Source organism: Mesorhizobium sp. B264B1B, assembly GCF_020165765.1.
Lineage (GTDB): Bacteria > Pseudomonadota > Alphaproteobacteria > Rhizobiales > Rhizobiaceae > Mesorhizobium.
Window position 1 is genome coordinate 241,958 of sequence record NZ_JAIUIS010000007.1, and the last position, 20,235, is coordinate 262,192.

The following is a 20,235-nucleotide window of genomic DNA, read 5'->3' on the forward strand; positions in this document are numbered from 1 at the left end:
GCGCCGGGGGCGGCGCCGGCGGTCGATACACGTGACTCACGTGAAACACTACAATAAGGCTCGCCGTCCTGTTTCACGTGAAACTCCCGCGAAGTTTCTTGACACCGTCCCGCTGCGGGGACATCTCTCCACCAAACTTCGGATCCAGGACGTTTGAAATGACCGATCACTATGATGTGGTTGTGGTGGGTGGCGGCCATGCGGGCAGCGAGGCGGCCAGCGCGGCTGCGCGTGCGGGCGCCAGGACAGCGCTGGTGACGCTGCGTTTCGACACGATCGGCGTGATGTCCTGCAATCCGGCCATTGGCGGGCTCGGCAAGGGCCATCTGGTGCGCGAGATCGATGCCATGGACGGGCTGATGGGCCGGGTGGCGGACGCGGCCGGCATCCAGTTTCGCCTGCTCAACCGGCGCAAGGGGCCGGCCGTGCGCGGCCCGCGCACCCAGGCCGACCGGAAACTTTACCGGCTCGCCATGCAGGAAGCGATCCGGCAGCAGAACGGTCTCGATGTGATCGAGGGCGAGGTGCTCGACTTCGACATCGACGATTCGGGATGCCTGCGCGCCGTTCTCCTGGCCGATGGCCGGCGCCTTGCCAGCGGCGCGGTGGTCCTGACCACCGGAACCTTCCTACGCGGGCTGATCCATATCGGCGCGAAGAAGATTGTCGCCGGCCGCATGAACGAACAAGCGAGCCTAGGGCTGTCGGCGACGATGAGCCGCGCAGGCTTCAAGCTCGGCCGGCTGAAGACCGGCACGCCGCCGCGCCTCGACGGGCGCACCATCGACTGGGCGTCGCTGGAAAGCCAGGCGGCGGATGACGAACCGGTGCCGTTCTCGCTGCTGACCGACCGCATCGAGACGCCGCAGATCGAATGCGGCATCACGCGCACGACCGCGGCCACGCATGAACTGATCCGCGCCAATCTCGGGCGCTCGGCCATGTATTCGGGCTCGATCGAAGGCGTCGGGCCGCGCTACTGTCCGTCGATCGAAGACAAGATCGTCAAGTTCGGCGACCGCGAAGGCCACCAGATTTTTCTCGAGCCGGAAGGCCTGGACGACGACACGGTCTATCCCAACGGCATCTCGACCTCGCTGCCGGAGGAGGTTCAGCTCGAAATCTTGAAGACCATCCCGGGGCTGGACCGAGCGGTGATGCTGCAGCCCGGTTATGCCATCGAATATGACCATGTCGACCCGCGCGAGCTCCATCCGACGCTGGAGACAAAGCGCGTCGGCGGCCTGTTCCTCGCCGGGCAGATCAACGGCACGACCGGCTATGAGGAGGCCGCCGCGCAAGGCCTGCTCGCGGGCCTCAATGCCGCAAGGCGGGCGTCGGGCAGCGAGCAAGTCGTGCTCAGCCGCACCGAAGGCTATATCGGCGTGATGGTCGATGATCTGACCAGCCGCGGCATCAGCGAGCCTTACCGCATGTTCACCTCGCGCGCCGAATTCCGGCTTTCGCTGCGCGCCGACAATGCCGACGAGCGGCTGACGCCGCTGGCGGCAAGTCTGGGTATAGCGTCAGCCCGGCGGATGCAGCGGTTCGGCGAGGTGGAGCAGCGCCTCGCCGAAGCGCGCCGGCTGGCGCTCGGCGTAAAGCTGACACCCAACGAGGCGGCGCGCCACGGGCTGGAGGTCAATCGCGACGGCGTACGCAGATCCGCCTATGAACTGCTCGCCTATCCCGGCGTCGACGTGGCTTGGCTGGCCCGAATCGATGGGAATTTCGGGACGATCGACGCCAGGACGGCGGAGCGCCTCGAAACGGAAGCGAAATATTCGGTTTATCTCGATCGCCAGAAGAGCGACGTCGCCCAAATCCGGCACGAGGAAAGCCGGCTCATCCCCGAGTCGCTCGACTTCGCCGAGGTGCCGGGACTATCGAACGAGCTGAAGCAGAAGATGCATGCGCGGCGACCGCGTTCGGTTGCCGACGCGCAGCGCATGGAAGGCATGACGCCGGCGGCGCTGGCCATCATCGTCGCTCATATCAGGCATTCCGAGAGCGCCCAAAGGGACGTCGCGTGAGCGCTGCCTCTTGGGAGAGCCTGCGCAACGCCGCCGGTCCCGTTTCACGTGAAACATTCGATCGCCTGGTGGTATTCGAAGAGATGTTCCAGAAATGGAACCGCAGCATCAATCTCGTCGCGCAATCCACGGCCGGCGATGTCTGGCAACGCCACATACTGGACAGCGCGCAGCTCTGGCGAATCGAGGACAAAGCGCTGCGATGGGTCGATATCGGCTCGGGCGGCGGATTTCCGGGACTGGTCCTGGCGTTCCTGCTTGCCGAGCGTGACGGCGCCAGCATCGACCTGGTCGAAAGCAATCGCAAGAAAGCGGGATTCCTGCAAGCCGTCGTCGGCCAGTTCGGTCTGCCGGCGCGTGTCGTCGCGCGCCGCATCGATGACAGCCATGCGCTTGTTTCGGCACCGGAAATCGTCACGGCGCGGGCGCTGGCGCCGCTTTCGACCTTGCTTGAGCTGGCGGGGCCGTGGCTGACATCAGGCGCGCGCGGGCTGTTCCACAAAGGCCGGGATTACCGTGCCGAAGTGCAAGAAAGCGTTAACCGCTGGAGCTTCGATCTGGTAGAACATCCAAGCATGACCGACCCTGGCGGCGTCATCCTTGAACTGTCCAATGTGCGACCTGTCTGAACAAAGACCTGTCCGAATCCGTGTTGGCGACCCAAAATGAATTCCTGGCATAGACCCATGATGAAGAACGGCCCTCGAATCATCACCGTAGCCAACCAGAAGGGCGGTGTCGGCAAGACCACCACCGCCATCAACCTGGCCACCGCGCTGGCGGCGATCGGCGAGAAGGTGCTGATCGTCGACCTCGATCCGCAAGGCAATGCCAGCACCGGCCTGGGCATCGACCGCAAGGACCGCACGGTGTCGTCCTATGACGTGCTGACCGGCGAGCTGGAGCTTGAGGAGGCGGCGATCCCGACGGCGGTGCCCGGCCTGTCGATCGTGCCGTCGACCCTCGATTTGCTCGGCATCGAGATGGAGATCGCCTCGGCGCCGGACCGGGTGCTGCGGCTGCGCAACGCCCTGCGCGCCGCATCGGCGCGTTCGGCCGGGTTTGGCTATGTGCTGATCGACTGTCCGCCGTCGCTCAATCTCTTGACCTTGAATTCAATGGCGGCGGCCGATTCCGTTCTGGTGCCGCTGCAATGCGAGTTCTTCGCGCTGGAAGGTCTCAGCCAGCTGCTCGAAACCGTCGAGCAGGTGCGCCGCTCGATCAACCCGGATCTCACCATCCAGGGCATCGTGCTGACCATGTATGACGGCCGCAACAACCTCGCCAACCAAGTGGTGCAGGACGTGCGCGAGCATATGGGTGACAAGGTCTACGAGACCATCATTCCGCGCAATGTGCGGGTGTCTGAAGCGCCGTCCTACGGCAAACCGGCGATCCTCTACGACCTCAAATGCTCCGGCAGCCAGGCTTATCTGCAGCTTGCGTCGGAAGTGATCCGCCGCGAGCGTAAATTGCGCGCCGCTTAACAAGCGGCCGCGCATGGAGCAAAAGCCGATTCGATACCGAAACAATCTGGAACCGAAATGAGCGAAGACCTTTCGAGAAAGAGACTGGGCCGCGGGCTGGCGGCGCTGATCGGCGAGATCGACCGTCCGAGCGCGCCGGAGAAGCCTGGGATGAGTGCCGACGGCAAGGTACCGATCGAGTTCCTGACGCCCAATCCGAAAAACCCGCGCCGGCATTTCGGCGACGCCGAGTTGACCGACCTGGCGCAATCGATCCGCGAGCATGGGGTGGTGCAGCCGGTGGTGGCGCGGCCTTCGCCGTCGCAGGCCGGGCGCTACGAGATCATCGCCGGCGAGCGGCGCTGGCGTGCCGCGCAACGCGCCGGATTGACCGAGATCCCGGTCATCGTGCGCGAGGTCAACGACCGCACGGCGCTGGAACTGGCAATCATCGAGAACGTCCAGCGCGCCGACCTCAACCCGGTCGAGGAAGCGCTCGGCTATCAGCAGCTCATCGACGATCACGGCTACACCCAGGCCGATCTCGGCCAGGTCATCGGCAAAAGCCGCAGCCATGTCGCCAACACGCTGCGGCTGCTGAAGCTGCCCGACGTGATCCGCGACATGCTGGTCGACGGGGCCTTGTCGGCGGGCCATGCCCGCACGCTGGTGACGGCGGAGGACCCGGCAGGGCTTGCCAAGCGCATCGTCGAGGAAGGGCTCTCGGTGCGCCAGGCCGAAGCGCTGGCGCAGATGCCGGCCGGTCCGACCCCGGCGAAGCCGAAGCAGGCGAAAAGCGCGCCGGAAAAAGACGCCGACACGCTGGCGCTGGAAAAGCTGATGACCGGCACGCTCGGCATGATCGTGACCATCGACCACACGAACAAAGGCGGCGAGATTCGCGTGGCGTACCGGACGCTGGAGCAGCTTGACGAGCTGTGTCGGAGATTGAAACAAGAGCGGTAGTTAGCCGGCGAACTTCAACAAAGCGGAAGCTACAACGCAGGGAAAACGAGGGCTGGCTGTCCGCCAGCCCTTTCGTTTGAAGCGCTGGCGATTGGCGAAAAAGCAGCGCCATCGGCATCCGTCGCCAGCCGCGCTCGCGGCTTGACAGTGCCCGGCAACGGCGTAACCTCTATTAGACAAGGCTTAAATTAATTGCCCTAGCGTGCCGGTCAGTCGCGGCGAGGGCTATCTGCCATTCCTGCAACAGGCGTGAAATGGCACCGCCTCGCCAAAGCAATATGCCGACGCGCGCCTGACGCAAATGGGAGGTGCAAATGGCAGTCCGTTGGCAATTGTCCGGAAGTTACTTCGAAAACTGTAGCTGCGATGTCGTGTGTCCTTGCCTGCTGTCCACCAACGCGCAGCTGACATCAAGGCCGACGAACGGCGTTTGCGACGTCGGCCTGGTCTTTCATATCGATACGGGCAGTTACGGCGACGTCCGTTTGGATGGGCTCAGCGTCGCCATGGTTGCCCACACGCCGGGTCCGATGGCAGACGGCAATTGGACGGCCGCCGCCTATATCGACGAACGGGCCGATGACAGGCAGACAGAGGCGCTAGGCGCCATCTTCACTGGCGTCGCGGGCGGCCCGATGGCGGTGCTGGCACCCTTGATCGGCACGAATCTCGGCGCCAAGAAGGTACCAATAAGCTACCGGATAGACGGCAAGAAGCGGTCGGCGGAGATTGCCGGCGTCATGCGGATGGCGGTCGAGCCGCTGCCGACGATGCGCGAGGACGGGCAGATGTGGGCGGCCACCGGCCATCCCGTCAATCCCGACTGGCTCGCCTTGGCCATGGGGGCGGAAGGCAGTACATTCAGCGACCATGGCATGAGCTGGGACAATTCCCGCCGAAACGGACACTACGCCCCGATCAACTGGTCTGGCCAGCAGTAGCCGTTGGCCGCATGGTACGGGACGTACTTCGTCCATGGTGCAGACGTTGCAGCGATACATCATTCTCGCGCTGCTGATCGCTATCGCGGCGGCGGCATGGACCTTGCTCATCCGGCAGCAGGCGGGCATGGGCGCGGACATGCGCATGGAAATGTACTCGCTCACCATGGGCATGAAGGCGCCGCTGTTTCTTGCCGTCTGGATGATCATGATGATTGCCATGATGTTTCCGACGGCCGCACCCATGATCCTGACATTTCACCGGGTCCAGGCGGGCAAACGGGGCCGGGGCGAGACCTTTGTCTCGAGCTGGGTGTTCGTGGCCGGGTACATGCTGGTCTGGGGCGTGATGGGCGTTATCGCCTTTGCCGGCGCGGCGGGTGCGGAGATGCTCGCCGGGCATGTGGGATTGTCCACGGCGACGGCCGCGCGTTTCGGCGGCGCGCTGCTGATGCTTGGGGGCGCCTATCAACTTTCCCCACTGAAGGATCTGTGTCTGGCCAAATGCCGCACGCCGATCGGCTTCATCCTGACCTCATGGCGCGATGGTTACTGGGGCGCGGTTCGCATGGGCCTTGAGCATGGACTTTTCTGCCTGGGCTGCTGCTGGCTTCTGTTTCTCGCCCTCTTTCCTCTCGGGATCATGAACGTTGCCGCAATGGCCGTGGTCACCTTGCTGATATTCGCGGAAAAGACCCTGCCGTCTGGAAATGGGATCGCGAAGCTGTCGGGGATCGCTCTGCTGCTCTATGGCGCGGCGGTGCTGGTCTTTCCACAGGCGCTGCCGACCTTTGAGCCGGTAGGCGCCATGACAATGAATTGACCAACGGAGGGAATTGACCAACGGAGGCAGGCGCCCGGTGCCGAAAGGGCCTAACGCTGTGCCAGCCTCGCGCTTTCCACCGCGATGCCGAGCAGCGCCTGCCTTGCCAGCGCCACCGACAGGTCCGGCCTTCGCCGCGTCTGCAGCACGGCGGTCTGCAGCCGGGTCAGCGCGCGGCCGAGCGCCTCGACGCTCCAGCGTTCCAGCGCCTTCTCCACCAGCTTGCGGCGCGAGAAGAAAACCGGCGGGCGCGCCGCCGCCACCACCGACGCGGCATTGCGGCCGCCGGCCTCCATCTGGCCGCGCATGGACTGCATCGCCTGAAACTGCCGCATCGCCGAGGACAGCACCAGGAAGGGTTGGCCGCCTGCCTGGCAATGGCGGGTGAAGGCGGTGTCGAACTCGCCGACCTTGCCTTCGAGAAGCGCGTCGACGGCATCGTCGAAGGACGCGCCGGAAACGTCGCCGGACATCGCCCTGACGTCGTCGAGGCCGATTTCCTTCTGGCCATGGACATAAAGCAGCAGCTTGTCGATCTCGCCGCGCGAGGCCAGCCGGTCGCCGCCGAGATTGCGGCGCAGCGCCTGTCTTGCCTCAAGCGTCATCGTCGCGCCGGTCTTGCGCAGCTCGTCGTCGATCACGGCATCGATGTCCCTGGCCTCGTCGGCATAGCAGGGCAGCGCCATGGCGTTGTCGGCCGCCTCGACGACGGCGCGCAGCCCGACGCCCTTCTTGAGATCGCCGGCCTCGATGAGGATGATCGCGTCCCGCACGGGCTCCGCCGTCAGCGCCTTGACGTCGTCGGCCAGCGCCTTCTGGCCGCCGGCATTGCGCACCCACAGCAGGCGGCGGTCGGAAAACATCGGCACGGTGCGCGCCTCGTCGAGCAGCCGGCCCTCGTCGCGCTCGACTTCGGAGCCGTCGAGCCTGACCACCGAGAAGGGGTCGTCGAGCGGCAGGCCGGTCGCGGCGGCAAAAGCCTTGGCGCGCTCCGAGACAAGGCCGCGATCGGGGCCATAAAGCAGGACGATCGCCATGCGCGGGTCCGGCTTCGCGAGCCAGGAATCCACTTCGTATGCTTTCTTCTGTGCCATCGAGGGTGGTTAGCATGATGTTGGGGCGGAGTGAACGTCTTCCAGTTCAACTCCGAAGGACTGCTTCGAGGGAAGATCGACCCCCACTCCGTCGAGCTGCGCTCGACACCTCTCCCCCGATCGACGGGGGAGAGGAAGGGCGCCACGTTTGGCGGACCCGCGATTCTCCTCTCCTTCCGCAGGCGTGAAGTGGGCGCGGCAGCCAAACTTGCCAAACAATCACCTTATCTGGCGACAAATCTCACGCGACCTTGCGCCTAATTGCGCGGCGCCGCCCAACATCGACAAGAAATTTCGCCGACATATCTTCATCTTGGTGCGCGGCAGGCTGTATCGGCCGGCTTGGCCGGCCCGATGCCCGGAGGCTTGCCCGGTGAATTCGCACTGGCGGCGCGGATATGCAAATATCGGTGCCGGGCGACATGGAGGACGAAGGTCATGGCCGATGCTGGGATGTTGCGCTTCCATGTTCCGGAGCCCGAGGTGCGGCCGGGCGGCACGCCTGATTTCTCCAACGTGACCATCGCCGCCGCCGGCTCGGTGCCGCGCCCCGAAATCGACGTCGATCCACGCGCCATCCGCGACATGGCATTCTCGATCATCCGGGTGCTGAACCGCGCCGGCGAGGCGGTGGGGCCGTGGGCGGGGCTGCTCTCCGACGAGGAACTGCTCGAAGGCCTGCGCCACATGATGACGCTGAGGACCTTCGATGCGCGCATGCAGATGGCGCAGCGGCAGGGCAAGACCTCCTTCTACATGCAGCATCTGGGCGAAGAGGCGGTGAGCTGCGCCTTCCGCAAGGCGCTCGCCCCCGGCGACATGAATTTCCCGACCTATCGGCAGGCCGGGCTGCTCATCGCCGACGGCTACCCGATGGTCACGATGATGAACCAGATCTATTCCAACGAGGCCGACCCGCTGAAGGGCCGGCAATTGCCCATCATGTATTCGTCGAAGGAGCACGGCTTCTTCTCGATCTCGGGCAATCTGGCGACGCAGTATATCCAGGCGGTCGGCTGGGCTATGGCCTCGGCGATCTCGAACGACTCAAGGATCGCCGCGGCCTGGATCGGCGACGGCTCGACCGCGGAATCCGACTTCCATTCGGCGCTGGTGTTCGCCTCCACCTACAAGGCGCCCGTGGTGCTCAATGTCGTCAACAACCAGTGGGCAATCTCGACGTTTCAAGGCATAGCGCGCGGCGGCGCGGGCACTTTCGCCGCGCGCGGGCTGGGTTTCGGCATCCCGGCGCTGCGCGTCGACGGCAACGACTATCTCGCCGTCCATGCGGTGGCGAAATGGGCGGCCGAGCGCGCGCGCAGCAACCTGGGGCCGACGCTGGTCGAATATGTCACCTACCGCGCCGGCGCGCATTCGAGCTCGGACGATCCCTCGGCCTACCGGCCGAAGACCGAATCCGATGCCTGGCCGCTCGGCGACCCGGTGGTTCGGCTGAAGAACCATCTCATCCGGCTCGGCGTCTGGTCGGAGGAGCGGCACAAGCAGGCCGAAGCGGAAATCCTCGACACGGTGATCGCGGCGCAGAAGGAAGCCGAAAGCCACGGCACGCTGCACGCCGGCGGCAAGCCGTCGACGCGCGACATGTTCGAGGGCCTCTATGCCGAGATGCCGCCGCATCTGCGGCGCCAGCGCCAGCAGGCGGGGGTCTGAGCCATGCCGAGGCGGACCATGATCGAGGCCATTCGCGACGCGATGGACGTGTCGATGGGGCGCGACGAGAAAGTGGTGGTGTTCGGCGAGGATGTCGGCTTTTTCGGCGGCGTGTTCCGCTGCACGCAAGGCCTGCAGGCGAAATACGGCAAGAGCCGCTGCTTCGACGCACCGATCAATGAATCCGGCATTGTCGGCTCGGCCATCGGCATGGCCGCCTATGGTCTGAAGCCGTGCGTGGAGATCCAGTTTGCCGACTACATGTACCCGGCCTACGACCAGCTGACCCAGGAAGCCGCGAGGCTGCGCTACCGCTCGAACGGCGACTTCACCTGCCCGATCGTGGTGCGCATGCCGACCGGCGGCGGCATATTCGGCGGCCAGACGCACAGCCAAAGCCCGGAAGCGTTGTTCACCCATGTGTCGGGGCTGAAGACCGTCGTGCCCTCGAACCCGCATGACGCCAAGGGGTTGCTGATCGCGGCGATCGAGGATCCCGACCCGGTCATCTTCCTCGAGCCGAAGCGGCTCTACAACGGCCCCTTCGACGGCCATCACGACCGGCCGGTGACGCCGTGGTCGAAGCACGAGCTGGGCGAGGTCGCCGACGGCCACTACACCGTGCCGCTCGGCAAGGCCGCGATCCGCCGGGCCGGCTCCGCCGTCACGGTGTTGGCGTACGGCACAATGGTCTATGTCGCGCAGGCGGCGGCCGAGGAGACCGGCATCGATGCCGAGATCGTCGATCTCAGGACGCTGTTGCCGCTCGACCTCGACACCATCGTGGCGTCGGTGAAGAAGACCGGACGCTGCGTCGTGGTGCACGAGGCGACGCTGACCTCCGGCTTCGGAGCGGAGCTGGTCGCGCTTGTGCAGGAAAACTGCTTCTACCATCTGGAGGCACCGGTGGCCCGCGTCGCCGGCTGGGACACGCCCTATCCGCATGCGCAGGAATGGGACTATTTCCCCGGTCCGGCCCGCGTCGGCCGGGCGCTTACGGAAACATTGGAAGCCTAGAACGGGGAGGCCCGACATGGGCGAACACATCATCAAGCTGCCCGATGTCGGCGAGGGCGTCGCCGAGGCGGAACTCGTCGAATGGCATGTCAAGGTCGGCGACATCGTGCGCGAGGACATGATGCTTGCCGCCGTGATGACCGACAAGGCCACGGTCGAGATCCCTTCCCCCGTCGACGGCGAGATCCTGTGGCTGGGCGCCGATATCGGCGACACGGTGGCGATCGGCTCGCCCATCGTGCGGCTGAAGGTGGCCGGCGAGGGCAATGTCGTTGGCGGTGCGATGCCGGCGGAAGTGACGGCTGAAAGTATCTCCGATGATACGGGGGCTCGCCCGGTCTCGGACCTGGAGCCGTCATCGCCCAATCTGTCGCCGTCGTCCTCGGGCTTGTCCCGAGGATCCGCCGTCCCACAGGGATATGACGCGACCAGTTCCGGAAGGTCGGTAGATCCTCGGGACAAGCCCGAGGATGACGGCGCCAGGTCCAAGGTCAACAGCGCGCCGCGTGCGCAAGGTGAAAGGCCGCTGGCCTCGCCGGCCGTGCGGCTGCGTGCGAAGGAAGCGGGCCTCGACCTCAGGCAGGTCCAGGGAAGCGGCCCGGCCGGCCGCATCGGCCATGAGGACATCGAGGCGTTCCTGGCGCGCGGGCCGCACATGGCAAAGGCATCCGGCCTCGCCCGCAACGATGCCGTCGAGGACATCAAGGTGGTGGGCCTGCGGCGCAAGATCGCCGAGAAGATGACGCTGGCGACGTCGCGCATCCCGCACATCACCTATGTCGAGGAGATCGACGTCACCGCGCTCGAGGATCTGCGCGCCGCGCTCAACAAGGAGAAGCGGGCGGCCAAGGGGACGGAAAGGCCCAAGCTGACGCTGCTGCCGTTCCTGATGCGAGCGATGGTCAAGGCGATTGCGGACCAGCCCAACCTCAATGCGCTGTTCGACGACGAGGCCGGCATCATCCACCAGCATGGCGGCGTCCATATCGGCATCGCCGCGCAGACGCCGTCGGGACTGGTGGTGCCCGTCGTCAAGCACGCCGAAGCGCTGGACATCTGGGAATGCGGCGCGGAGGTCGCCAGGTTGGCCGAGGCGGCCAAGTCGGGAACCGCGACGCGCGACGAGCTCTCCGGTTCGACCATAACCATCACCTCGCTCGGCGCCATGGGCGGCGTGGCGACGACGCCGGTCATCAACCACCCGGAAGTGGCGATCCTCGGCGTCAACAAGATGATGGTGCGGCCGGTATGGGACGGCACCCAGTTCATCCCGCGCAAGATGATGAACCTGTCGTCGAGCTTCGACCATCGCGTCATCGACGGCTGGGACGCGGCGGTGTTCATCCAGCGCATCAAGACGCTCCTGGAAACGCCGGCGCTGATTTTCGTGGATTGAGGGTGGATCATTCGAGATGATGACGGGAGAGCGCCCCCCTCTGCCTTGCCAGGCATCTCCCGCACAAGGGGGGAGATCAGATGTCACGCCGGCTTTCGCCAATCACCAGCGCTGCGGGATTGAGCGAGGCGCCGAAGCCTCCAATCTCCCCCCTCGTGGGGGAGATGTCCGGCAGGACAGAGGGGGGCGCGAAGAATCTCGACGGAGCGTTTCCTCGGATCGAAGGGTCACGTCATGAAAGAAATCTCCTGCAAGCTGCTGGTCATCGGCGCCGGGCCGGGCGGCTATGTCTGCGCTATTCGTGCCGGGCAGCTCGGCGTCGATACCGTCATCGTCGAAGCCGGCAAGCCGGGCGGCACCTGTCTCAATGTCGGCTGCATTCCCTCCAAGGCGCTGATCCATGCAGCGGAGGAGTTCGAGAAGGTCGCGCAGATGGCGGGCGGCAACAGCCCGCTCGGCATTTCGTTGGCCGCTCCGGCGCTGGATCTGGGCAAGACGGTCGCCTGGAAGGACGGCATCGTTAGTCGGCTTAACAGCGGCGTCGCCGGCCTGCTCAAGAAGGCCGGGGTGAAGACCGTGCAGGGCTGGGCGACGTTTCGAGACGGCAAGACCGTCACGGTCGAGACCGAGACGGGAAGCCAGGTGATCCGCGCCGAAGCGGTGGTGATCGCCACCGGCTCGGCGCCGGTCGAATTGCCGTTCCTGCCGTTCGGCGGGCCGGTGATCTCGTCGACGGAAGCGCTGGCGCTGAAGGAGGTGCCGCAGCGGCTGGCGGTGGTCGGCGGCGGCTATATCGGCCTGGAGCTCGGCACGGCCTTCGCCAAGATGGGCGCGGCGGTGACCGTGGTCGAGGCCTTGCCGCGCGTGCTGGCGCAGTATGACGCCGAACTGACGCGGCCGGTGGTCAAGCGGCTGGCGGCGCTCGGCATCGAAATGATGCCAGGCGCCAAGGCCAAGGGCCTGTCGACGAAAGGCGATGCGCTGCTGGTCGAGACCCCGGACGGCAAGGACGCGAGGATCGCCGCCGACAAGATCCTGGTCACGGTCGGCCGCAAGCCGGTGACGGAAGGGTGGGGGCTCGACCAGATCGACCTCGACATGGCGGGGCGATTCATCCGCATCGACGAGCAGTGCCGCACCTCGATGCGCGGCATCTTCGCCATTGGCGACGTCACCGGTGAGCCGATGCTGGCGCACCGCGCGATGGCGCAAGGCGAGATGGTCGCCGAAATCGTCGCCGGCCATAAGCGCAGCTGGGACAAGCGGGCTATCCCGGCCGTCTGCTTCACCGATCCGGAGCTGGTCACCGTCGGCCTGTCGCCCGAAGAGGCCAAGGCGCTCGGCGGCGAAATCAAGATCGGGATGTTTCCCTTCGCCGCCAATGGCCGCGCGATGACCAGGCTTGGCGAGGATGGCTTTGTCCGCGTCGTCGCCCGCGCGGACAATCATCTTGTGCTGGGCATCCAGGCGGTCGGGCAAAGCGTGTCGGAACTGTCGACGGCCTTCGGCCTGGCGCTCGAAATGGGCGCGCGGCTGGAGGACATCGCCGGCACCATCCACGCCCACCCGACGCAGGGCGAAGGCTTCCAGGAAGCGGCCCTGAAGGCGCTGGGACACGCGCTGCATATTTAGAGCGCGACAGCAAAAACTGGTGATGTTGGCGGGGCACTGCCCCCCTCTGCCCTACCGGGCATCTCCCCCTCAAGGGGGGAGATCGGCCGTCACCTCTGCCTTCGCCAATTTCCCAACGTAGCCAAGTGAGCGGGGCGCCGAAACTGTCAATCTCCCCCCTTGAGGGGGAGATGTCCGGCAGGACAGAGGGGGGTGCTAGCCCGCCACCGGTGCGCAATTCCGGACTGAAAACCGTTTCCCGGAATTGCTCTAATTCGCCGCGCTCATCGCCTTGTCGAGCGCTGCCTTCACGTCCGCCGGCCAGGTCTTCACCGGGGGCTTGGCGTCCGGCTGGCCGTTGTCGCCGCGGCGGGCGAAATAGAGCTTGTGCTGGCCCGGATCGACCGCCATGAAGCCGTCATTGCCGCCGCAATCATGCGGCACGCAGCCGCTGGCGTAGAAGGCGCCGGACGCGGTCTTTTCTGTGCCGCCGCCGACCAGCAGGCTGGTCGCCATGTCGGGCATGTCCTTGCCGAGCAGCGCCTCGGCCGCCTTGTAGACGGCCTCATTGTGGAAGGCGTCGATGATGTTGTCGTATTTCGACGGATCGATGTCCTTCCAGTCGGTGCCGGGTTCGGGCATGTAGGTCAGATTGCCGGAGATCGTCAGCCCCGATGTCGGCGACCACTGCAATGCCGGTTTCGAATCGCCGGGCAGGAGATAGGGCACGAAATAGATGGCGCTGTCGGAGACGGCCGTAGGCGGCGCGCCGCACTCGTCCTGCTCGACGGTGGTGCTCTGGATCTCCGCGCCTTCCGGTTTCCAGACGATCACCGTCGCCGGCCCGCACTGATTGCCGCCGTCGCCGACGTCGAACAGCGCCACCTTGACGCCGCCGACCTCGACGATCTTGTCGAAGAAGACGTCATAATTGCTGGCCAGTTGCTTGCCGTCATAGGCAAGCACCTTCTCGCCATACTGTTCCTGCTGGGTGATGGTGAACTGGCCGCCCTCGAACGGCACCGGCGCCTGTTTGTCGTCGTCGGAAACGTCGGCGGCTCCCTGATCCGTGGCCGGCGTCTCGCTTGCCGCCGGTGGCTGCGCCTCTGGCGTCTCGGCCTGCGCATGCGCGCCGGCCAGCGCCGCCACGGTCATGGCCAGGGCGCAGGCGCTGGCAAGAAGCGGGCGTGTCATGACTGTTCCTCCTTCAGCCGCCGCAAGACCGGCCAGCGACGGCCGGGCCGATATCGTCAGCCGCGCCGTTCAGGCCCAGGGGCGCAGCTCGGCGTTCTTCTTCTCGAACGAAGCGATGGCGCCGGCCTTCTCCATCGTCAGGCCGATATCGTCGAGGCCGTTCAGCAGGCAATGACGCTTGAAGTCATCGAGGTCGAACTTGACCACGCCGCCGTCGGGCCCGCGGATCTCCTTGGCCTCGAGGTCGATCGACAAAGTGGCGTTGGAGCCGCGCGAAGCGTCGTCCATCAGCTTGTCGAGATCCTCGGGGCTGACGGTGATGGGCAGCACGCCGTTCTTGAAGCAGTTGTTGTAGAAGATGTCGGCGAAGGAGGTCGAGATGACGCAGCGTATGCCGAAATCGAGCAGCGCCCACGGCGCGTGCTCGCGCGAGGAGCCGCAGCCGAAATTGTCGCCGGCGACGAGGATCTGCGCCTTGCGGTAGGCCGGCTTGTTGAGCACGAAATCCGGATTCTCCGAACCGTCGTCCTTGTAGCGCATCTCGGCGAACAGGCCGCTGCCGAGCCCGGTGCGCTTGATCGTCTTGAGATAATCCTTGGGGATGATCATGTCGGTGTCGACATTGACGATCGGCATTGGCGCGGCGACGCCTGTGAGCTTGGTGAATTTTTCCATGGTCTTTGCCCGTCTTCCTGGCATTGCGGGGGATCGCTGGCGCCCGGTTTACACAAAGCCGGCGACAAATAAAAGGCAGGTGTTCGCGCGTCGGCACGGGTGCCGCACAAACGGCTTCGAATTCGCGGCCCGATGGTGCAGTCTGGCTGTGATGGCTGAAAAAATCCTCTATGCCGGCGAACCCGCGCTCGACGTCGCCGAATTCCGCCGCGTGCTGGTGGACTCCGGCCTTGGCGAGATCCGTCCCGTCGATGATGCCGACAGGCTGCGGGCGATGCTGTCGGGCGCCAATCTGGTGCTCACCGCGCGGCTGGATACCGAAGGCAAGCCGCTGGTCGGCGTCATCAGGGCCATGACGGACTTCTCCTGGGTCTGCTACATCTCCGATCTCGCCGTTTCCGGATCGGCGCAGGGGCTCGGCATCGGCAAGGGACTGATGGACGAGGCGCGGCGGCAGCTCGGCCCGTCCGTCGCCATCAGCCTGGTTTCCGTGCCCGACGCCGCCGGCTTCTACGAACGCATCGGCATGATGCGCATGGCCGACGCCTTCTGGTTCTCCCGCACGCGCTGACATTTTTTCTCCTGTGGCCGGATCCAGCAGCCGTTGGCATGACATGTTGTGCTTGACATGCAACCAAATGGTTGCATATTAGAGCCATGAGCATGGACGCCGTCTTTCGCGCTTTGGCCGACCCGACCCGCCGGCAATTGCTGGACAGCCTTCATGACAGGAACGGGCAGACGCTGAACGGGCTGTGCGCTGAGATGGATATGACCCGCCAGGCGGTGACCAAGCACCTGGCGATCCTCGAGGAGGCGAACCTTGTCACCACAATCCGCAAGGGGCGCGAGAAGGAGCACTACCTCAACCCGGTTCCGATCAACGAGATCGCCGAGCGCTGGATCGGCAAATTCGAGCGGGGGCGGCTCTCCGCCCTCGGCGATCTGAAGAGACGCCTCGAAAAGGAAGACTGATGAGCAACGCCTTCGTTTATGTGACCTACATCCGCACCACGCCCGACAAGCTTTGGCAGGCGCTGACCGAACCGGAATTCCACGAGCAATATTTTCTCGGCGCCCGCATGCAGAGCGACTGGAGAAAGGGCTCCGCGTGGAAGATGGTCTATGCCGACGGCCGGGTGACCGACAGCGGCGAGATCCTCGAGATCGATCCGCCAAGGCGCCTGGTGATCAAATGGCGCAATGAGTTCATGCCGGACGTCAAGGCCGACGGCTACACCACCTGCAGCTTCGTCATCGAGCAGGAGGGCGACATGATGAAGCTTGCCGTCACCCATGCGGCCGACGGCCCGCACAAGCTGCTGGAGCATGTCGGCAAGGGCTGGCCGCTCGTCCTGTCGAGCCTGAAAAGCCTGCTCGAAACCGGGCAGGGCCTGTCTCGGCCCGCGTCGAAAGGCTGAAAAGGCATCGCTTCTCAGCCGAAACAATCCTCCGGAGGCATCGATGTTGCATGTCCCTATGCCAAGTTCAGCCGTGCAGAGCATGACCAACGGCGAGACGGTGATGGCCCAGGCCGAAATCGGCGCGCCGGCCGAGCGCGTCTTCCGCGCGCTGATCACGGACGAGGTCGAACAATGGTGGGGATCCGCCGACACCTACCGGATGGTCGATTGGTCTGCAGACCTTCGCGCCGGCGGCCGCTGGACCGTCACGGTCCGTGGAGCCGACGGCAGGGAATTGCCGGCCAACGGGGAATTCCTCGATATCGAGGTGCCGCGCCGGATCGTGCAGACAAGGGCCTATGCCTGGGACCATCCGACGCTTGGCCGCCGGCAAACGACGGTCGCCTGGCTGCTGGAACCAACCGCCGCGGGCACGCGCCTCACCATCTGCCATGGCGGCTTTGCCGGGCTGGCCGAAGCGGCGGCCGAACATGCCGAGGGCTGGGGACGCGTGCTGGGCTGGCTACAGGCGTATTTGGGTGCGGGAAGCCGAGTGGCGGCTTAGCCGACTGGTGGCGGTGCAGAGCCTTTTGATGTCAGCGTCAAAGAGGGACCTTGACTCGGCTCAAATCACATTCAACTCGCGGAACGCCCGCCCTTCGGCAACGCGTTCGTAGCCAAAGGGGGAGCAATCGATCGTGCGGTAGCCACCATGGACGATCAGCTCGGCCAGCGCCTTGCCCACGGCGGGCGCCTGCTGCAGGCCGTGGCCGGAAAAGCCGTTGGCGAAGAGGAAATTGCCGACTTCGGGATGCGGGCCGATCACCGCGTTCTGGTCGAGCGTGTTGTAGTCGTAATGACCGGCCCAGGCGCGCGTCGGCTTGATCGCCTCGAAGGCCGGGATGCGGGTCGCCAGCACCGGCCAGATCACCTCTTCGAACAGCGGCCAGTCGACGTCGAAATCGGCGGGATCGGCCGGGCCGTCGCCCTCCTCCGGCTCGGCGCCGCCGGTGAGATAGACCGAGCCTTCCGGCCTGACATAGATGCCGGACGGGTCGACCAGCAGCGGCATGTCGGCATATTTCTCGCGCGCCTCGAAGACGAAGACGTTGCGCTTGCGCGGCTCGACCGGCAGCGCCAGCCCGGCGAGTGCGGCGACCTTGCCCGCATTCGGCCCTGCGGCATTGACAAGGATGCCGGCCTCGAGCCGTTCGCCATTGTCAAGGTTGACGCCGGTAACGCGGTCACCCTGCCGCTCGATGCCGGTGACCGAAGCATTGATGAAGTCGATCTTCTTCTCACGCAACGCCTTGCGGAACAGCATCAGCATGGCATGCGCGTCGAACCAGCCCTCGCCGCTGCGGCCATAGGCGCCGGCGGTGATGCCCTCGGCCGACAGCCAAGGGAAACGGCGCACGAGTTGTTCGGCGCCCTCCAGCAAAATGTCGGCGCCTTCGGCAAGCTGTGCCTCGTGGTTGGCCCTGAGGATCGGCAGCCCGGCCTCGCCGGCGAGAATGAGATAGCCGCCCTCGCGAAAACCGATGTCGGCGTCGGCGCCGAATTCTTCCTTCAGCCGGCGGAACAGTTTCAGCGTGAATTGCGACAGGCGGATATTTTCCGGAATGGAGAATTGCTGGCGGATCGAGGCCATGGATAGCGTTGTCGCCGCGTGGGAAAATTGCGGGTCGCGCTCGACCAGCGCGATCCTGCCGGAAAAGGCCTCCTCGCGCAGATAATAGGCGATCGAGGAGCCGACGATGGCTCCGCCGATGATGACGATGTCGTAGCGCACTTTTTTCTCCGATCCGCTGCCGGCGTCCTTACGCAACCGGCAAGACAATCTCGAAGCGCGTGCCGCGCTCGGAGTCAACCAGCCTGATCGTGCCATCCTGCGCTTTCAGGAGGGCCAGCACGATGCCGAGCCCCATGCCGGTGCCCCCGGTAGAGCACCGCGCGATGCCGCCTGCTCCCTTGCCTCGACCCGCGGCAGGCGGCATAGATTTGGCATGACGACCGATCCCTACCGCCCGCGCCGCTCGGTGCTCTATGTCCCGGCCTCGAACGACAAGGCGCTGGCCAAGATGGCGCAGGTTGCCTGCGATACCGTCATCATCGACCTGGAGGATGCCGTCGCCCCGGCCGAGAAGGTCGCGGCGCGCGAAAAACTGGCCGGCATCTTCAGCAATCGTCCTGATACCAACCATAGTGGCCGGCGCTGCGAGATGGTGGTGCGCATCAATGCGCTCTCGAGCGAATGGGGCGGTGCCGACCTGCTGGCGGCGGCCAGGGCGGAGCCGGACGGCATCCTGCTGGCCAAGGTCGACACGCCCCGCGACGTGCTCGAGGCGGGTGACGTGCTCGACGACAATTCCGCCCCCGACAGCGTGAAACTATGGGCGATGATCGAGACGCCGAAGGCCGTGCTCAATGTCGGCGCCATCGCCGAACTTGGCCGCGATCCTGCCTCGCGGCTTGATTGTTTCGTTGCCGGAACGAATGACCTGACCAAGGACACCGGCATTATGGCGACGTCGGACCGGCGTTATCTCCTGCCGTGGCTGATGCAGATGGTGCTGGCGGCGCGTGCCGGCGATCTCGATATCGTCGACGGCGTCTTCAACGATTTTCGCGCGCTCGATGCTTTCAGCCGCGAATGCACGGAAGCGGCCGCCATGGGCTTCGACGGCAAGACGCTCATCCATCCCGCCCAGATCGAGGCGGCGAACCGCGCCTTTGCGCCGTCGGCGGAGGCGGTGGCCAAGGCCCGCGCGGTGAAGCAGGCCTTTGCGCTTCCGGAAAATGCCGGCAAGAACGTGATTGCGCTGGAGGGAAGGATGGTCGAACGGCTGCACCTTGCGCAGGCCGAAAAACTGCTGGCGAAGGCGGCGGCCGTCGGCGCATGATGTGCCGTGTTGGATTGCCGATCGCGGGCGATGGACTGACGACAGGAATTGAATGATGAAACTCTACCGCTTTCTCACCGCTCCGGACGACGCCAGCTTCTGTCACAAGGTGACGGCGGCGCTGAACAAGGGCTGGCACCTGTTCGGCTCCCCCACCTACGCCTACGACAAGAAGACCAAGACCATGCGCTGCGGCCAGGCCGTGGTGAAGGATGTCGAGGGCCAGGAATACGGGCCGGACACCAAGCTCAGCGACTGGTAGCCCCTCGCATCCACAGCCACGCCGCCAGCCAGGCGATCGATGCCGCAAGCATCGCCAAGCCCAGGTCAAGAGCCAGCTCCGGAACGAACGCACGAAGCGCGATCGGCACCGCGCCAATGAGATAAAGAGCGAGAGGAATGCGCGGCACGCCTCTTGCAACGGCGAGAGAGATTACAAACGCGAGCGTTCCAACCAGAAAAAGAACCGAACTGGCGACCAGAGCCAGACCGAGCGGTCCGGCTCGCAGCTCGACGATGGTTGTGAGCGGAAGCTTCGAAAATACCAGATTGATCACTGCTTCCACGCCTACCAAACTTGCCAACGCAACGAAGTTGATGACAAACGCGATAGTGCCGAACAGCCCCGCGCGCCGGCCAAACGCAAGAAACAGGCCCACGACGAGGCCAAGTGCCAATATCTCGGCGACTGGTGCGAGAAGTTGCGTCAGATCGGTGGTCGCGATGAGCGAGCTGCGTTTAGCCGCGTTGACCAGAAGAATAAGCGCGCTTCCCATCCCGGCGACGGCGGCAAGCCGATAAAGCGTGAGGCTGGGCACGGTCGCGCTCGACTGAACAATCGCGAAATTCTCCTGCTGAAGTTCTTCGGCTGGACTCTGATGCGAAATGACCGATTGCGGGCTGGGTGGGGCTGTTCTGGCGAGCATGTTCGTCTCCTCAGCTGGGAATTCGGGAACCGCGAAGACCGCAGGCCTGTTCCGATCCCGTCTGTAATCACTGCTTACATCCTCTGGCCGGGATTGTAAACGGCGATTACATAAAT

21 protein-coding genes and 1 pseudogene are annotated in these 20,235 nt (G+C 65.0%); 16 read left to right on the forward strand and 6 right to left on the reverse strand.

Translation table 11 applies throughout. The annotated features are described in order from the left end of the window. Nucleotides 1-158: 158 nt before the first annotated feature. The 6 genes from mnmG (at nucleotide 159) to LB547_RS16830 (ending at nucleotide 6,229) form a co-directional block, all read left to right on the forward strand. Nucleotides 159-2,033 (forward strand): tRNA uridine-5-carboxymethylaminomethyl(34) synthesis enzyme MnmG, encoded by a 1,875-nt coding sequence (mnmG, locus tag LB547_RS16805; RefSeq protein WP_140759083.1) that lies wholly within the window; start codon nucleotides 159-161, stop codon nucleotides 2,031-2,033. Further along, nucleotides 2,030-2,662 (forward strand): 16S rRNA (guanine(527)-N(7))-methyltransferase RsmG, encoded by a 633-nt coding sequence (gene rsmG / locus LB547_RS16810; RefSeq protein ID WP_140759085.1) that lies wholly within the window; start codon nucleotides 2,030-2,032, stop codon nucleotides 2,660-2,662. Before mnmG ends, rsmG begins: the two co-directional genes overlap by 4 nt. Nucleotides 2,663-2,719: 57 nt before the next feature. Continuing rightward, nucleotides 2,720-3,520: a ParA family protein gene (locus LB547_RS16815; protein WP_140491929.1), complete on the forward strand. Its 801-nt coding sequence runs from the start codon at nucleotides 2,720-2,722 to the stop codon at nucleotides 3,518-3,520. Nucleotides 3,521-3,577: 57 nt separating this feature from the next. Beyond that, entirely contained in the window at nucleotides 3,578-4,465 is an 888-nt protein-coding gene (locus LB547_RS16820; RefSeq protein WP_140491933.1) for a ParB/RepB/Spo0J family partition protein, read from the forward strand. A 314-nt stretch (nucleotides 4,466-4,779) separates the two neighbouring features. Beyond that, nucleotides 4,780-5,406, forward strand: coding sequence for a DUF1326 domain-containing protein (locus LB547_RS16825; RefSeq protein ID WP_140524488.1), 627 nt, complete (start codon nucleotides 4,780-4,782; stop codon nucleotides 5,404-5,406). Nucleotides 5,407-5,440: 34 nt separating this feature from the next. Next, entirely contained in the window at nucleotides 5,441-6,229 is a 789-nt protein-coding gene (locus LB547_RS16830) for a DUF2182 domain-containing protein (protein ID WP_140524490.1), read from the forward strand. Nucleotides 6,230-6,279: 50 nt separating this feature from the next. Here the strand turns inward: LB547_RS16830 and holA are convergent, their stop codons facing one another. Beyond that, on the reverse strand, nucleotides 6,280-7,323 hold the full coding sequence (gene holA, locus LB547_RS16835; RefSeq protein WP_140524492.1) for a DNA polymerase III subunit delta: 1,044 nt from the start codon (nucleotides 7,321-7,323) through the stop codon (nucleotides 6,280-6,282). Nucleotides 7,324-7,761: 438 nt separating this feature from the next. Between holA and LB547_RS16840 the strand changes: the two genes are divergently transcribed. The 4 genes from LB547_RS16840 to lpdA all read left to right on the forward strand — a co-directional run bounded on the left by LB547_RS16840 (nucleotide 7,762) and on the right by lpdA (nucleotide 13,039). After that, nucleotides 7,762-8,994: a 3-methyl-2-oxobutanoate dehydrogenase (2-methylpropanoyl-transferring) subunit alpha gene (locus LB547_RS16840; RefSeq protein ID WP_140514092.1), complete on the forward strand. Its 1,233-nt coding sequence runs from the start codon at nucleotides 7,762-7,764 to the stop codon at nucleotides 8,992-8,994. A 3-nt stretch (nucleotides 8,995-8,997) separates the two neighbouring features. Continuing rightward, complete coding sequence (locus LB547_RS16845; RefSeq protein WP_140524493.1) at nucleotides 8,998-10,011, forward strand: alpha-ketoacid dehydrogenase subunit beta; 1,014 nt, start codon at nucleotides 8,998-9,000, stop codon at nucleotides 10,009-10,011. A 16-nt stretch (nucleotides 10,012-10,027) separates the two neighbouring features. Then, a complete protein-coding gene (locus LB547_RS16850) occupies nucleotides 10,028-11,407 on the forward strand; it encodes a dihydrolipoamide acetyltransferase family protein (RefSeq protein ID WP_140759087.1) in 1,380 nt (459 codons plus the stop codon). Between the two features lie 234 nt (nucleotides 11,408-11,641). Next, entirely contained in the window at nucleotides 11,642-13,039 is a 1,398-nt protein-coding gene (gene lpdA / locus LB547_RS16855) for a dihydrolipoyl dehydrogenase (RefSeq protein ID WP_140759089.1), read from the forward strand. 249 nt (nucleotides 13,040-13,288) lie between these two features. Here the strand turns inward: lpdA and LB547_RS16860 are convergent, their stop codons facing one another. Both LB547_RS16860 and leuD read right to left on the reverse strand, forming a co-directional pair. Further along, nucleotides 13,289-14,212 carry a hypothetical protein gene (locus tag LB547_RS16860; RefSeq protein ID WP_140759091.1) on the reverse strand — a complete coding sequence of 308 codons (924 nt, stop codon included), beginning with the start codon at nucleotides 14,210-14,212 and terminating at the stop codon, nucleotides 13,289-13,291. 69 nt (nucleotides 14,213-14,281) lie between these two features. After that, entirely contained in the window at nucleotides 14,282-14,887 is a 606-nt protein-coding gene (leuD, locus tag LB547_RS16865; RefSeq protein ID WP_140491959.1) for a 3-isopropylmalate dehydratase small subunit, read from the reverse strand. A 151-nt stretch (nucleotides 14,888-15,038) separates the two neighbouring features. Between leuD and LB547_RS16870 the strand changes: the two genes are divergently transcribed. The 4 genes from LB547_RS16870 (at nucleotide 15,039) to LB547_RS16885 (ending at nucleotide 16,855) form a co-directional block, all read left to right on the forward strand. Continuing rightward, complete coding sequence (locus LB547_RS16870; protein WP_140759093.1) at nucleotides 15,039-15,458, forward strand: GNAT family N-acetyltransferase; 420 nt, start codon at nucleotides 15,039-15,041, stop codon at nucleotides 15,456-15,458. Between the two features lie 92 nt (nucleotides 15,459-15,550). Beyond that, complete coding sequence (locus LB547_RS16875) at nucleotides 15,551-15,862, forward strand: ArsR/SmtB family transcription factor (RefSeq protein WP_140524680.1); 312 nt, start codon at nucleotides 15,551-15,553, stop codon at nucleotides 15,860-15,862. Further along, entirely contained in the window at nucleotides 15,862-16,308 is a 447-nt protein-coding gene (locus tag LB547_RS16880; RefSeq protein ID WP_140759095.1) for an SRPBCC family protein, read from the forward strand. The genes LB547_RS16875 and LB547_RS16880 overlap by 1 nt, the downstream gene beginning before the upstream one ends. A gap of 43 nt (nucleotides 16,309-16,351) precedes the next feature. Continuing rightward, the gene (locus LB547_RS16885) at nucleotides 16,352-16,855 is read left to right on the forward strand and encodes an SRPBCC family protein (protein ID WP_140673853.1); all 504 of its coding nucleotides are present in this window, start codon (nucleotides 16,352-16,354) and stop codon (nucleotides 16,853-16,855) included. Between the two features lie 60 nt (nucleotides 16,856-16,915). On the opposite strand, the gene LB547_RS16890 is transcribed toward LB547_RS16885, so the two are convergent. Then, on the reverse strand, nucleotides 16,916-18,082 hold the full coding sequence (locus LB547_RS16890; protein WP_140759097.1) for an NAD(P)/FAD-dependent oxidoreductase: 1,167 nt from the start codon (nucleotides 18,080-18,082) through the stop codon (nucleotides 16,916-16,918). A gap of 28 nt (nucleotides 18,083-18,110) precedes the next feature. Next, nucleotides 18,111-18,242, reverse strand: a pseudogene (locus tag LB547_RS16895) (two-component sensor histidine kinase); the annotation flags it as partial. Nucleotides 18,243-18,296: 54 nt separating this feature from the next. On the opposite strand from LB547_RS16895, the gene LB547_RS16900 reads away from it, so the two are divergent. Next, nucleotides 18,297-19,193, forward strand: coding sequence for an HpcH/HpaI aldolase/citrate lyase family protein (locus LB547_RS16900; protein WP_140759099.1), 897 nt, complete (start codon nucleotides 18,297-18,299; stop codon nucleotides 19,191-19,193). A gap of 55 nt (nucleotides 19,194-19,248) precedes the next feature. After that, on the forward strand, nucleotides 19,249-19,455 hold the full coding sequence (locus LB547_RS16905; RefSeq protein ID WP_140493464.1) for a DUF1737 domain-containing protein: 207 nt from the start codon (nucleotides 19,249-19,251) through the stop codon (nucleotides 19,453-19,455). Here the strand turns inward: LB547_RS16905 and LB547_RS16910 are convergent. Beyond that, on the reverse strand, nucleotides 19,442-20,119 hold the full coding sequence (locus LB547_RS16910; protein ID WP_210241345.1) for a hypothetical protein: 678 nt from the start codon (nucleotides 20,117-20,119) through the stop codon (nucleotides 19,442-19,444). The two genes, LB547_RS16905 and LB547_RS16910, sit on opposite strands and share 14 nt — an antisense overlap. Nucleotides 20,120-20,235 lie beyond the last annotated feature (116 nt).